Consider the following 12,007-nt stretch of genomic DNA (forward strand, 5'->3'; position numbering starts at 1 on the left):
CGCCTCACCGCACTCCGATGGTCCAGTTGGGGACCGAAGTCCGCGGTGGGCAGCGGGCTCGACGTAGTGAATGACTGTCAGCCCTACTGCGCCGCAGGCAAGTTCCACTCCTACCGTGTCACCGTGAGGCTCGACCGCCCAGAGACCTGGCAGAAGCATCCTGAGCTGCAGCACTTCACCCGGATGCGACTCATCTACACCGACAACAGGCCGGCGCGGGTACAGCAGGAAGTGACATACAAGCTCTGGGACTGACAATTCCCCAGCCCCTCGGTCACCTCTGCACAACCAGGTGGTTCTCAGGCCGCGCGCCACTTCTGGTTGGCGGTGCCGGCGCAGGTCCACAGCTGCAGCCTGGCGCCATTGCGCTGATTGTTGTCCTTGACGTCGACGCATTTGTCAGCCTGCCGGTTCACCAGGTCACCAGCCTGCGTCAGGACAAACTGCTGGGCAGGGTTACCACTGCAGTTCGCCAGTTGGACCACCGCTCCGTCATCACGGGAGCCCCATGCCACGTCCATGCACAGGCCGAGCGCCCGCACTGCCCCGTCGCTGCGGAAGTCCCATCGTTGGGGCGCATTGCCTGTGCAGTCCAAGATCTGCAGCGGGGCGCCGTCTTTGCCCTTTCCGCCGACCACGTCGATGCACCGCTTGGAATCCTGGCTGATCAGCACAGTTCCCTTGGGGGCCGGCGCCTTGCCCTTCGGGGCTGCCGGAGCGCCACCACCCGATGAACCGGAAGGGGCACTGGGCGCGGCCTGTGTGGGCGCACTGGCGCCGCCACCGCCACCCGCGTCCTTGTCGCCCTCCGGCCGGGCGGCTTGGGAGGGTGGCACCGACGGCTCAGGCAGCGGAGCCGATTCGGTCGGCAGTTCGGTCACACCGGCGGGCGCCGTCTGCTCCTGAGCAAGGCTCACCACCCTGGGCTGCCTGGCGAACCACAGCGCCACGAAGGCGATCGCCAGGGTCATGGCGATGGCGACGCTGGTCAGGACCCAGCGGGGCAGGACGCTGCGCTGCACGTACGAGCCGTCGACGCTCAGCGGCTCGGTGCCCGAGCGGCGCACCGCGAGCGTAAAGGGGCGGGTCTCCTTCTGTCCGAACCAGGTGATCCGCCGAGGACGGATGGTGGTCTTGAGGAAGGCGGCACGGCCGGGTTCGATCTGAACGTCGGCAGGGTGGATGTCGAAGGCGAGCTGTTCACCGGTGTCGTTTCCACTGACGGAAGCAGTCAGCTTGACGTTGCCCCAGTTGTCAATCGCCAGTTGGGGGCGGCCCCGGAAGCGGCCCCGGCACGTCTCCGGGAGAAGCTCGGCGCGCAGTGCGGTGAAGGGGGTGACGGTCACCATGCCCTCGACGACTGTCGCGGCCTGCGACTGTTCGGTCGGGAGGATCTGCAGGCCGTACGGGTGCGGGCCCGCCGTGGCGTCCGGGGAACGGGGCGGAGCAATGGTGACGTTCACCGTGCCGGTGGTGCCCGGGTAGAGCCTGAGGACGGGCGGCTCCACCGCGGCCCATAAGGCGGGGGCACCGACGGGGACGACCCGGTACTCGTCGACGACATCACCGATGTTGCGAAGCCGCAGCCGCACGGTGGTCGTAGCGCCGGGGTCGACGGTGGCGGAGGCGGGTTCCAGAGAGGTCCAAATGGTCACTCACGGATGCTAGTCCCGGGCCTCGAGCCGGTGGGGCCGTGCGTTCGGAAGGTGCACTGACGGACACGTCTCTGCGACCGGAGGGACGGGCCATCCGGGCAGTGGCACCGCTGCGACGGACGCCTGCGGCCGTGCCGCAGGCCGGGCGCCGGCACGTGAGGACCGCGTGAACGCTCGCTCCCACGCTGATCGGAGCCGGGCACCTGCTCTTCGCTGACAGGAAAGACACCCCGCCGGACGCTTGAGGCGTCGACAAGATCGTGACCACGGTCATCGCCGGCGTAGTGCGAGAACGGCTGTAGTGAACGGCCCAGCGGCAGGCCCGCACCCGGAGACCGGGCGCCGGCGCGCGGGTTCCAGCCTGGCGGACAGCTCCAGCCGGCCTCGGCTGCCCCGGAGGGCGTCCAGCAAGATCAATCCCGGCAGGATTCCCACGACCTCAGCCACTCACGCGCGGCTGGCCGTGGCCGCACCACCACGGCCTGCGCGGCCGTGGGCAGCGGCCCCCGGCTGTGACGTACGTCCTGTTGCCGCCCGGGCGGCCGCCTTACGCTGACCTGCCACGCGCGCCCCAGGTGCGACAGTGCTCGCCACATGCACAGGTAACAGAACCATGGCGGGCACGTGCAAAGGACGGTCCACCGTGCTCAGTGATCTCTCGCCAGTCATAGCTGCTTCCACGCGCTGGCTGCTGTCGGCATTCCCGCCGGCATTCGACCCGCTGGACCACGCCCTGGCCGAAGCCCAGGCATGGCAGGCGGCCACCATCGCCGCCGCCCTCCGCTACCCCACCGCACTGGACGCTGAACTGCTGAACCTGCTCGGCCCCGGCGGCTCCGACCGGCTGGACTCCGTCACCGGCGCCGATGCCCACCCGCTGCAGGGAGCCGGCCACACCTGGCGCACCGGGGTGGACGAAACCGTCGTCAGCTGGGCGGCCTGCCTGCTGGCCGACGCCGATCTCGCCGCCGTGGCAGCGGCCTGCCTGGCCGCAACCCACCACGGCGCGGACAATGTAGGCGCTGCGCGTCGGCTGACAGTTCCCAGCCAACGCGATCACCGTGCGGCGCCGCTGATGCGCCACCCGGACCTTCTCAGCCCGATCGCAGACCTCCACCGCGAGACACTGCTTGGCCTTCTCGGTACAGACCGGGCCGGCAGCTCACCCGAGCGAACGTAACCACGAAGCCTGCTCGGCAACGGTGCACTCGATGAAAGTGTCCGCACCAGCGTGCCCTGAGCTTCCAAAATTTCGAACCTCGAGCCGATGTCGGCGAGGGCTCCGCTGCCATCGGGCCCCTGACCCGATGGCAGCTGCATCGAGCACAGCCAGCTCCTCCGGGCACCGGCCGCCACACGTCACGCGGAAGCGTCGGCGGGGTCCGGCCGCGGCGATACGCGTTCCACGGTCGTTGCGAGGCGGGGCAGCATGTTGCGATGCCGTATCTGGATAAGAACATCGAGTGGGGCGGCGTGAAGGGCGCCGCCAAGTCCACGCAGAGGATGCTCGTCCACGATGACCAGGGTGTCATCGCGACCCCATGGCCGTATCTCGATGGCGATGCGCGCCGTGCCCAGTCGGCCGCTGTGGGCCTCCAGCTCCAGCCAGCCCGGCGGTTCGTAGCGTCGCACCACGGTGTGCCCCTCGTAGGACCATGGCCCCAGGCTTATTGAGTACTCCAGGGCCGCATCAACCTGCGGCCAGCGGTCGTCGAGCGGCCGGGTCGCAGATGTCCCGACGACCCACTCGCTGTAGAGCCGCGGATTCCCCAGCACGGTCCATACAGCTTCTGGGGACCGCTTGATGATGTGGTGTCGTACGGCCATGACAGTGTCTCTCGTAGGGTCACACGTGCCAGGTGGTGGGCGGTTGCCCCCCGCTCTTTCCGGTCATACCTACTGCGGCAAAGCATCTACGCCATCCCATGGGCGGGAAGGAAAGTCCCGGCCCGTATACACGGTGTCGCACATCGATCTTCAGCCCTGCAGCCTCCCCTCGCATCTCACAGCGGGCTTGAAGTCACTGGGCATGCAGTCGCTGACACCGCGCTTTCGAGGTCGGCAGCCTCCTCGACTGGGCAGCCGGACGCTCTTTCGCATGGGTCGATGATGAGATCACCGATGCCGACCGGGCCTGGGTGAGGCACACCAAGGACGAGCTCTTCTGCATCGCATCGACCCCCAAAAAGGCCTCATGGACGAGGACTTCGCCGCTCTCGATGAGTGGCTGCGGCTGCATGCGGGCCACTGAACTTGATTGGGTGATGTCGGTGCGGTTCGCCTGACGTCGGCCGGTCGGCGCCGGTAGCCAACGTGGGCGTGAGGTACGCGCAGGTCGGAGCCAGTCCCGCAGCTGAAGCAAGCCGTTCCTCATCGTGGAGCACGTCCGCGCCTCACGATGCGCCCGCTTCCCCGAGCCCGGCAGCCGGATACACACGTTGGCGTCGGCTTGTGCCGGGCGGCGTGCCCCAGGACCGCAGCCGGAGCTCCAGGTCACAGCCGCGGCCGCCGGGCGCAGGGCTGCTCACCACCGATCGGCGCGCTGGCGGAAATTCCCTACCGTGGTGGCCGGGAAAGGCGGAGACTCGTCCCGTGGCTGACATGGGGTCGTTCCGGGAGGCGGTCATCGCGTGGGCGGCCGGTGGCCCCGGTGACCCCGCGCGCGAGCTGGCCGCGCGGCTGCCCGTCCGGGCAGCCGTCCTGCTCGAAGGGCCGAGCGACGTCGCAGCGGTCAGCGCGCTGGCCGCGAGCCGCGGCCGGAACCTGGCGGCCGAAGGAGTCTGCGTCCTGCCGATGGGCGGTGCGATGAGCGTCGGGCGCTTCGCCCGCCTCCTCGGGCCACCCGGCCTGGGCCTCCGCCTCACGGGACTGTGCGACGAGGCGGAGCGTAGCTACTACGCCCGCGGCTTGGAGCGGGCCAGCGCAGCACAGCAAGGGTTCTTCGTCTGCGCGGCGGATCTGGAAGACGAGCTCATCCGCGCGCTGGGCGTGACACGGGTGGAGGAGCTCGTCCGGGCGGAGGGCGACCTCCGCGCCCTGCAGACCTTCCTGCGCCAGCCCGCGCAGCGGGGCCGTACCTCACAGCAGCAGTTGCGGCGCTTCCTCGGCACGAAGAAAGGGCGCAAGATCCGCTACGGCCGCGTCCTCGTCGAGGCCCTCGGCCCCGACCGCGTACCCGCCCCACTCGACGGCCTGCTCACCAGCCTCTGACCGCTCGGCGACATGGCCGGTAAGTCACGGGGGTACCCGGCGTTCTCCCTCACGAGGGAGACGTCCGGCCTCAGGAAACCCGTTTGATTGTCCAGGTGTTGGGGTCGTGGCTGGGCACCGCTGAGTACTGACAGGCGCCGCTGTAGAAGCGGTTCACCTGCACCCAGCCCGCCGGCGGAAGTGTGGAGGAGCAGGCGTTGACGGTGGAACCGATGGGCATGCCGGAGACCTGCTGGATTTTCTTCATATTGGGGTTGAACGTGATGCCGCACGCCCAGCTGTTCCACCACTGCACATCGACCCACCCAGACGGTGTCAAGGAGCTCGAGCACATGGTCGCGGTGTCGCCGGGGGCGGCCGAGGCCGATGGCGCAGTGAGCGCGACGCACGCGGCAGCGGTCAGCAGGGCCAGCGAGGCCGAACGGAGACGGACCATGGTGGTACCTCCAGAATCATCGATCCCTATGCGCGAACTCCACAATTCATACCGTTTCTCCATACGTGAAAGGAGTCAGTTATCGGACTGAGCTCATCGTGACTGAAATGCGGCGCCGCTCACGATCGCTCGCTCACGGGCGCCCCGCCCATTTTTCCGGTCCGCGGTGCGGCCGACAGGCCGCAGGATGGCTGGCTACGAAAGGCGCTCTTGCCTGTCACCGACCGAACCAGCCGGATGACATCCACCCTGCGGCAGCCCACCTCGGTCAGCAGCATGTTGAATACTGCCCGTGCAGCCCACCCCCGGCGGACAGTTCCCCACAGTCCAAAGCGGCGGAGGAGAGGCCGAACCTGTCGTCTTGGTCAATTGGATGGGGTGCCGATGCAGTCCGTGATGCCCAACGCCGGGAGGTTGACCAGGACGCGTGCGTTCTCGGGGGGTGACCGGGCGACAGGCGGGCGTAACGATCCTGGCCGATAGCTGGACGACTCCCCGTGTCCGCGTCCGCCCACTCGGGCAACAAGAGCGGCCGGCTGAGCCAGTCGACAGGGAAGCCGACCGCAAGTCACCGCGAGGCCGCCTGAGTTGTCCGTGTGGGGCCGAGGGTAGTGTTACCCCGTGGAGATGCTGCACCTGCGCTATTTCGTGGCCGTCGCCGAAGAGCTCAACTTTTCGCAGGCGGCGCGCAAGCTGCACATGGCGGCCTCTCCCCTGAGCCAGCGGATCAAGGATCTTGAGCGCGAGCTCGACCAAGTGCTTTTCGAGCGCACCACGCACCACGTTGAACTGACGCCCGCCGGCGCTGCGTTGCTGCCGATGGCGCGGGACGTTCTCGAACGGGTCAATTCGATACCCTGGCGGCTGCGCGAGGCCGTCCGGCGCCAGCGCCGCACGGTGTTCATGGGCATGCCGCCCGGGGTGCACCCCATTCTGCGCAACCGCGTCCGTCTGCTCGAAGATGCCTGCCGCGAGATGTCCGAGGTCAAGCGCTGGCCCGGCACAACAGCGAGCCTGGTGACCGCCGTCCGGGAGGGCAGGCTCGCGCTCGCTCTGGCGCGGCTGCCGGTCGCCGAGCCGGCGCTCGAGATCATCGAGGTCATGAGGGAACGTCTTGGCGCCGCAGTCCCCGCCGACCGGTTCCTCGGCCGGAATTCGGTCACACTGGATGAGCTGGTAGATCTGTCATATGTGGCCACACCTTATGACGCCACACCGGCATATTTCGAGGAGATCGACACCCGACTGCATTCCGCTGGAGTCAAGAAGCGAATCCGAATCAATATGGCCGACTATTCGGGCGCTTCCGAATTGATCTCCGGTGGCATCGCGTTCTCGATGACTATGCTTTCCCCGGAAAGCCCAATGCACCTCTACCGGTTGGAAAACGTGGTCGTCATGCCCGTCGAGGACTTCCAACCTGACCTGGTCACCGGGCTGTTGTTCCGTAAGGACCGGGCCGCCGAGGGCGCGGACCTCGAAGGCCTCATCACCAGCGCCCGGGATATTTTCGGCGACGCGATTTCTATCTGAACAACCCGTCAATACCCTTCACCATAACGACAATGGCATGACCGCTGCGGTCATGCCATTGTTCTTTACATGATCATTCCCTGCTCTCTATTTCAACGCTAACGTCGATCACGAACCAACGATCAAACTGAAGTGCCGCGAGAGCAGGAGCAATGATGGACAGCACGGCCCAGAACACCACTGGCCCTCTGGACGGAGTCCGGGTGATCGACCTGTCGACTGTGGTGATGGGGCCCTACGCCGCGCAGATCCTGGGCGATCTCGGCGCGGACGTGATCAAGATCGAGTCACCGTCGGACACCGTACGGCTGGGTGAGTACCGCAACACCCGCGGGATGACGCCGCTGAACCTCAACGTCAACCGCAACAAGCGCAGCGTGTCGCTGAATCTGAAGGACGAGGCCGCTCGCGAGCAGGCGCTCACGCTCATCGACACCGCCGACGTGCTGATCACCAACATGCGCCACGGGGCGCTGGACCGCCTCGGTCTCGCATACTCTCAGATCGCCGCCCGCAACCCCCGCCTGGTCTACGCGCACGCGCAGGGCTTCCGCAGCGACTCCGAGCGGGCCGGCAACGCCGCCTATGACGAGACGGTCCAGGCTGCCTCCGGCCTGGTGGACGTGGCGAACCGGGCGATCGGCAAGCCGATCTACCTGCCGACGATTCTCGGCGACAAGGTCTCGGCCCTGACCATCGTCTACTCGGTGCTCGCCGCGCTGCTTCACCGGAGCACGGCGGGTACCGGCCAGCACGTCGAGATCCCGATGACGGACACGGTCCTCGCGTTCAACCTCGTCGAGCACCTCGCGGGCCACGTCTTCGAGCCGCCGGTGGGATCCACCGGGTTCCCGCTCTCGATGGCCAAGGGCCACCGGGCGGTGCCCACCAGGGACGGCCTTGCCTGTGTGATCCCCTACGGTCCGCAGAACTTCCGCGACTTCTTCACCTCCGCAGGCCGTACCGACCTGGCCAAGGACCCGCGGGTGAACGGGGAGGCGATCGCCGATGCCGATATCGACGCGCTGATGGATCTCGTCGAGGAGTGCTCGCCCGGCCTCACCACCGAGGAGTGGGAGCGTATCTGCGCCAAGCACAGCATCCCGATGGCACCGGTGCTGGAACTGGACCGTGCGAGCGAGGACCCGTACGTGAGGGAAGGCCATTTGCTCGACGTCGTCGAGCACCCGAGCGAGGGCGCCATCCACACGGTCGGCATCCCCGTGCGCTTCTCCGCCACCCCCGGCTCGATCCGGCGCCTCGCCCCGCTTCCCGGCCAGCACACCGACGAGGTCTTCCTTGAGCTCGCCACGCGGCGCTGACCCCCACCGACTTGAGAAGAAGGAGCCGCACATGAACCCCACCGCTCAGGTGCGCACCGAGACCATCGGCGCGTGCCTGCTCATCACCATCGACCGGCCCGCCGCACGTAACGCGGTCAACGCGGCCGTCGCCACCGGACTCGCCGCCGCGCTCGATGAGTTGGAGGCCGGGCCCGATCTGCGGATCGGTGTGCTGACCGGCGCCCAGGGCGTGTTCAGCGCCGGAATGGACCTCAAGGCGGCACTGGCCGGGGAATCACCGGAGGTCCCGGGACGTGGGTTCGGCGGACTGACCCAGGCTGAGACCACCAAGCCGTTGATCGCCGCAGTCGAGGGCTGGGCGATGGGCGGCGGCTTCGAACTGGCCCTCGGTTGCGACCTCATCGTCGCGGCGGCAGACGCGAAGTTCGGCCTGCCGGAGGTCAAGCGGGGTCTGATCGCGGCCGGTGGCGGTGTGATCCGGCTGCCCAAACGGATCCCGCACCACCTCGCCATGGAACTGCTGCTGAGCGGCGAGCCGATTTCCGGGGAAAGGGCCGCAAGGCTCGGCATCGCCAACCGGGTCGTGCCCGCCGGCGACGCCGTCGCAGGCGCGCTGCAGTGGGCGCAGCGGCTCGCGGAGAACGCCCCGCTGGCGCTCGCCGCCGTCAAGAGGGTCGTCCGTGCCGCCGACGGCGCACCCGAGACCGATGCGTTCGCCGCACAGGCCCGTGAGCTGGCCGGCCTCATGGCCTCCGCCGATGTGCGAGAGGGCATGACCGCGTTCGCGGAGCACCGCACCCCGGTCTGGCAGGGCAAATAGCTTCAGGAAGGACGAGATCATGAAGCAGCAGGACGTATCCCGGCGCATCGCCACCCCGCTGGTGAATCCGGCGTACCCGCCGGTCGTTCCACGGTTCACCGACCGCGAGTACCTCAACATCGTCTACCGCACCGACGCCGAAGCGCTGCGCGCCGTGGTACCCGAGCCACTGGAGATCGACGATCCGCTGGTGCGCTTCGAGATCATGCGGATGGGCGATGTCACCGGGTACGGGCCCTACACCGAGTCCGGTCAGGCCATCGAGGTCCGCTATGAGGGCGAGCGGGGCGAGTATCTCCACGCCATGTACCTGGACAACTTCCCGGCCACCGCCTCCGGTCGGGAAGCCGGAGCGTTCCCGAAGACGGTCGGATCGCCCGCCCTGTATGTGGACCACGGCGCCCTCGTCGGCGTCCTCGACTACGGCACGCAGCGCGTGGCGACCGCGACGATGGGCTACAAGCACCACGACCTGGACCCGGACGAGGCGACGGCGCAGATCACCGTGCCGACGTACATGCTGAAGATGGTTCCCGGCTTCGACGGCGCGCCGCAGGTGGCGCAGCTGGTACGCACCGAGATCACCGACGTCGTGGTGAAGGGTGCCTGGACCGGCCCGGCGCGACTCCAGCTGTTCGCGCACGTGCTCGCCCCGATGGCCGACCTGCCGGTGCGCGAGATCGTCTCCGCGAGTCACATCCTCACCGACCTCACGCTCGCTCCGGTCAAGCCGGTGCACGACTACCTCGCGCGGTGAACCGATGAGCAGCAATCCGACGATGCAGAGAGAAGACCTTTGATGACTGAGTCGTTCACCACCGCGGCGGTGGTCGGCGCCGGAACCATCGGCCTGTCATGGACCGCCCTGTTCGCCGCCCACGGCCTGACCGTACGGGTCAGCGACCCGCGTCCCGACCTCGCCGAGGCGGTCGACACGGCACTGGCCGAGTCGGCCCCGCAGCTGGCCCAGCAGGGGCTGGACGTACGGGACATGGCCGGCCGGGTCCATCTGGCATCCGACGTCGCCGACGCCGTACGGGATGCCGATATCGTGCAGGAGAACGGTCCGGAGAACGTCGGCTTCAAACGCGAGCTGTTCACCACCCTGGTGCGCGAGGCCCCCGCCCACGCCTTGCTGTTGAGTTCGTCTTCGGCCATCTGCGCCACGGCGTTCACCGATGGATTCGAGGACGCCGCGCGCATCCTGATCGGCCACCCGTTCAACCCGCCGCACCTGGTGCCGCTGGTGGAAGTGGTGCCCGGCGAGCGCACCGGTGCGGACTCGGTGGCCCGGGCGGTGGACTTCTATCGCTTCGTCGGCCGGGTTCCGGTAGTGGAAGGCAAGGAGATTCCCGGCTTCGTCGGCAACCGCCTGCAGAACGCGCTGAGCCGCGAGGCCATCTACCTGGTCGAGCAAGGTGTCATCGGGCCGGATGAGCTGGACACCGTGGTGGTGAACTCGCTCGGGCTGCGGTGGGCGACGGTGGGCCCGTTCCTCGGAGCCCACCTGGGGGGAGGCCCCGGCGGCTACCGGCACATGGCCGAGCACATCGGCGTGTCGATGCAGACGATGTGGGACGTGCTGGGCCGCCCCGAGCAGGGGCCCGAGCAGAGGGAACGGTTGATCCAAGCCGTGGAGAACACCTACGGCTCCCGCTCGTACGCCGAACTCGCCCAGGAGCGCGACCGCAAGCAGCTCGCGGTGCTGTCCGCCCTGGACAACGCGTCCAGGAACGTTGAGGAGACCAGGTCATGACCACCCCGCTTGCCGAGGCCGCCGAGAAGGAATGCTCCGGCGACGCCCTCAGCGCCGACTTCTACAGCTACGAGGACCTGCTGCCGCCGGAAGAGCGCAAGTTGCTCCTCAAGGCGAGGGCCTTCATGCGTACCGAGGTCAAGCCCCTGGTCAACGAGTACTGGGCCAAGGGAGAGTTCCCTCACCAACTGGTGGACAAGTTCCGCGGACTCGGGCTCGCGGGCGTGCCCTACGAGGGTTACGGGAGCCCGCTGCCCGCCGGGAGCAACCTCCTGATCGGCATGCTCTCGATGGAGTACACCCGCACCGACGCCTCGTCCGCGACCTTCTTCGGCGTGCACAACGGTCTCGGGATGTACAGCATCTACCGGGGCGGCGATCAGCAGCAGCGGGACCGCTGGCTGCCCGCGATGGCCGCACTGGACAAGATCGGAGCCTTCGCGATGACCGAACCGCTCGGCGGCTCCGACGTGGCCGGCGGAATGCGCACCACCGCCAAGTGGGACGGGGAGAACTGGGTCCTCAACGGCGCCAAGAAGTGGATCGGCAACGCGACCTTCGCCGACCTGGTCGTGGTCTGGGCGCGCGACGAGGACGACGGCAAGGTCAAAGGATTCGTCGTGGAAAAGGGCACCCCCGGCTTCTCCCCCGTCAAGATCGAGAACAAGATCGCGTTCCGGATCGTGGAGAACGCGGAGATCACCCTGACCGACGTCAAAGTGCCCGAGGCCAACCGTCTCCAGCGGATCAACTCCTTCCGGGATGTGGCGGAGATCCTTCGCGCCACCCGCAGCGGGGTGGCGTGGCAGGCTCTGGGTGTGATGATCGGCGCCTACGAGCTGGCGCTGGATTACGCCAGGGAACGGCGGCAGTTCGGCCGGCCGATCGCCCGGTTCCAGTTGGTGCAGGATCTCCTGGTCAAGAGCCTGGGCAACATCACCGCCTGCTGGGGCATGCTCGTGCAGCTGGCCCGTCTGCAGGACGCCGGTATCTTCCGCGACGAGCACTCCGCGCTCGCCAAAGCGTTCGTGACCTCACGGATGCGGGAGGTCGTGTCGTGGAGCAGGGAGATCTTCGGCGGTAACGGCATCGTGCTGGACTACGACGTCGCGCGGTTCTTCGCCGACGCCGAGGCGATCTACTCCTTCGAGGGGACCCGCGAAATGAACACGCTCATCGTCGGCAAGGCGATCACCGGCGAAAGCGCCTTCGTCTGAGCCACGTGCACCTGCGCCGGTGGTAGGACACAGCAGGCCGCAGGGCCCAACGCGCCTGGCAACCCCACCGGGGATG

12 protein-coding genes and 2 pseudogenes are annotated in these 12,007 nt (G+C 67.8%); 11 read left to right on the forward strand and 3 right to left on the reverse strand.

The features are described 5' to 3' along the window. The first annotated feature begins 123 nt into the window (after window positions 1–123). On the forward strand, window positions 124–255 hold the full coding sequence (locus tag OG966_RS02245) for a hypothetical protein (protein ID WP_326647607.1): 132 nt from the start codon (window positions 124–126) through the stop codon (window positions 253–255). Window positions 256–299: 44 nt separating this feature from the next. Here OG966_RS02245 and OG966_RS02250 read toward each other — a convergent pair whose 3' ends face one another. Beyond that, window positions 300–1,655: an RICIN domain-containing protein gene (locus tag OG966_RS02250; RefSeq protein WP_326647609.1), complete on the reverse strand. Its 1,356-nt coding sequence runs from the start codon at window positions 1,653–1,655 to the stop codon at window positions 300–302. A gap of 170 nt (window positions 1,656–1,825) precedes the next feature. Between OG966_RS02250 and OG966_RS02255 the strand changes: the two are divergent. Both OG966_RS02255 and OG966_RS02260 read left to right on the forward strand, forming a co-directional pair. After that, window positions 1,826–1,900: pseudogene (locus OG966_RS02255) on the forward strand (TetR/AcrR family transcriptional regulator); the annotation flags it as partial. A gap of 398 nt (window positions 1,901–2,298) precedes the next feature. After that, a complete protein-coding gene (locus tag OG966_RS02260; protein WP_326647610.1) occupies window positions 2,299–2,835 on the forward strand; it encodes a hypothetical protein in 537 nt (178 codons plus the stop codon). Window positions 2,836–3,014: 179 nt separating this feature from the next. On the opposite strand, the gene OG966_RS02265 is transcribed toward OG966_RS02260, so the two are convergent. Further along, on the reverse strand, window positions 3,015–3,482 hold the full coding sequence (locus tag OG966_RS02265; protein ID WP_326647611.1) for an SRPBCC family protein: 468 nt from the start codon (window positions 3,480–3,482) through the stop codon (window positions 3,015–3,017). A 236-nt stretch (window positions 3,483–3,718) separates the two neighbouring features. Here OG966_RS02265 and OG966_RS02270 point away from each other — a divergent pair. Both OG966_RS02270 and OG966_RS02275 read left to right on the forward strand, forming a co-directional pair. Then, window positions 3,719–3,906 (forward strand): annotated as a pseudogene (locus OG966_RS02270) (HAD domain-containing protein); the annotation flags it as partial. Between the two features lie 341 nt (window positions 3,907–4,247). Further along, complete coding sequence (locus tag OG966_RS02275; protein ID WP_326647612.1) at window positions 4,248–4,865, forward strand: TOPRIM nucleotidyl transferase/hydrolase domain-containing protein; 618 nt, start codon at window positions 4,248–4,250, stop codon at window positions 4,863–4,865. Between the two features lie 70 nt (window positions 4,866–4,935). Here OG966_RS02275 and OG966_RS02280 read toward each other — a convergent pair whose 3' ends face one another. After that, window positions 4,936–5,301, reverse strand: coding sequence for a hypothetical protein (locus OG966_RS02280; protein WP_326647613.1), 366 nt, complete (start codon window positions 5,299–5,301; stop codon window positions 4,936–4,938). Window positions 5,302–5,928: 627 nt separating this feature from the next. Here OG966_RS02280 and OG966_RS02285 point away from each other — a divergent pair. The 6 genes from OG966_RS02285 to OG966_RS02310 all read left to right on the forward strand — a co-directional run bounded on the left by OG966_RS02285 (window position 5,929) and on the right by OG966_RS02310 (window position 11,931). Then, window positions 5,929–6,834, forward strand: a complete 906-nt coding sequence (locus OG966_RS02285; protein WP_326655053.1) for a LysR family transcriptional regulator — start codon at window positions 5,929–5,931, stop codon at window positions 6,832–6,834. A gap of 155 nt (window positions 6,835–6,989) precedes the next feature. Next, window positions 6,990–8,156, forward strand: a complete 1,167-nt coding sequence (locus OG966_RS02290; protein WP_406733983.1) for a CaiB/BaiF CoA transferase family protein — start codon at window positions 6,990–6,992, stop codon at window positions 8,154–8,156. A gap of 31 nt (window positions 8,157–8,187) precedes the next feature. Next, window positions 8,188–8,958 (forward strand): crotonase/enoyl-CoA hydratase family protein, encoded by a 771-nt coding sequence (locus tag OG966_RS02295; protein WP_326647615.1) that lies wholly within the window; start codon window positions 8,188–8,190, stop codon window positions 8,956–8,958. 19 nt (window positions 8,959–8,977) lie between these two features. After that, on the forward strand, window positions 8,978–9,715 hold the full coding sequence (locus OG966_RS02300; protein ID WP_326647616.1) for an acetoacetate decarboxylase: 738 nt from the start codon (window positions 8,978–8,980) through the stop codon (window positions 9,713–9,715). A 42-nt stretch (window positions 9,716–9,757) separates the two neighbouring features. Further along, window positions 9,758–10,714, forward strand: a complete 957-nt coding sequence (locus tag OG966_RS02305; protein ID WP_326647617.1) for a 3-hydroxyacyl-CoA dehydrogenase NAD-binding domain-containing protein — start codon at window positions 9,758–9,760, stop codon at window positions 10,712–10,714. Next, the gene (locus OG966_RS02310; RefSeq protein ID WP_326647618.1) at window positions 10,711–11,931 is read left to right on the forward strand and encodes an acyl-CoA dehydrogenase family protein; all 1,221 of its coding nucleotides are present in this window, start codon (window positions 10,711–10,713) and stop codon (window positions 11,929–11,931) included. Before OG966_RS02305 ends, OG966_RS02310 begins: the two co-directional genes overlap by 4 nt. Window positions 11,932–12,007: the final 76 nt, after the last annotated feature.

Origin of the sequence: Streptomyces sp. NBC_01750 (assembly GCF_035918095.1) — a bacterium.
Taxonomy (GTDB): domain Bacteria; phylum Actinomycetota; class Actinomycetes; order Streptomycetales; family Streptomycetaceae; genus Streptomyces.

Excerpts from the sequence above, each read along its gene's own strand:
- OG966_RS02265 (WP_326647611.1), bottom strand. The coding sequence starts at position 3,482 with ATGGCCGTACGACACCACATCATCAAGCGGTCCCCAGAAGCTGTATGG.
- OG966_RS02280 (WP_326647613.1), bottom strand. The coding sequence starts at position 5,301 with ATGGTCCGTCTCCGTTCGGCCTCGCTGGCCCTGCTGACCGCTGCCGCG.
- OG966_RS02285 (WP_326655053.1), top strand. The coding sequence starts at position 5,929 with ATGCTGCACCTGCGCTATTTCGTGGCCGTCGCCGAAGAGCTCAACTTT.
- OG966_RS02290 (WP_406733983.1), top strand. The coding sequence starts at position 6,990 with ATGGACAGCACGGCCCAGAACACCACTGGCCCTCTGGACGGAGTCCGG.
- OG966_RS02295 (WP_326647615.1), top strand. The coding sequence starts at position 8,188 with ATGAACCCCACCGCTCAGGTGCGCACCGAGACCATCGGCGCGTGCCTG.
- OG966_RS02300 (WP_326647616.1), top strand. The coding sequence starts at position 8,978 with ATGAAGCAGCAGGACGTATCCCGGCGCATCGCCACCCCGCTGGTGAAT.
- OG966_RS02305 (WP_326647617.1), top strand. The coding sequence starts at position 9,758 with ATGACTGAGTCGTTCACCACCGCGGCGGTGGTCGGCGCCGGAACCATC.
- OG966_RS02310 (WP_326647618.1), top strand. The coding sequence starts at position 10,711 with ATGACCACCCCGCTTGCCGAGGCCGCCGAGAAGGAATGCTCCGGCGAC.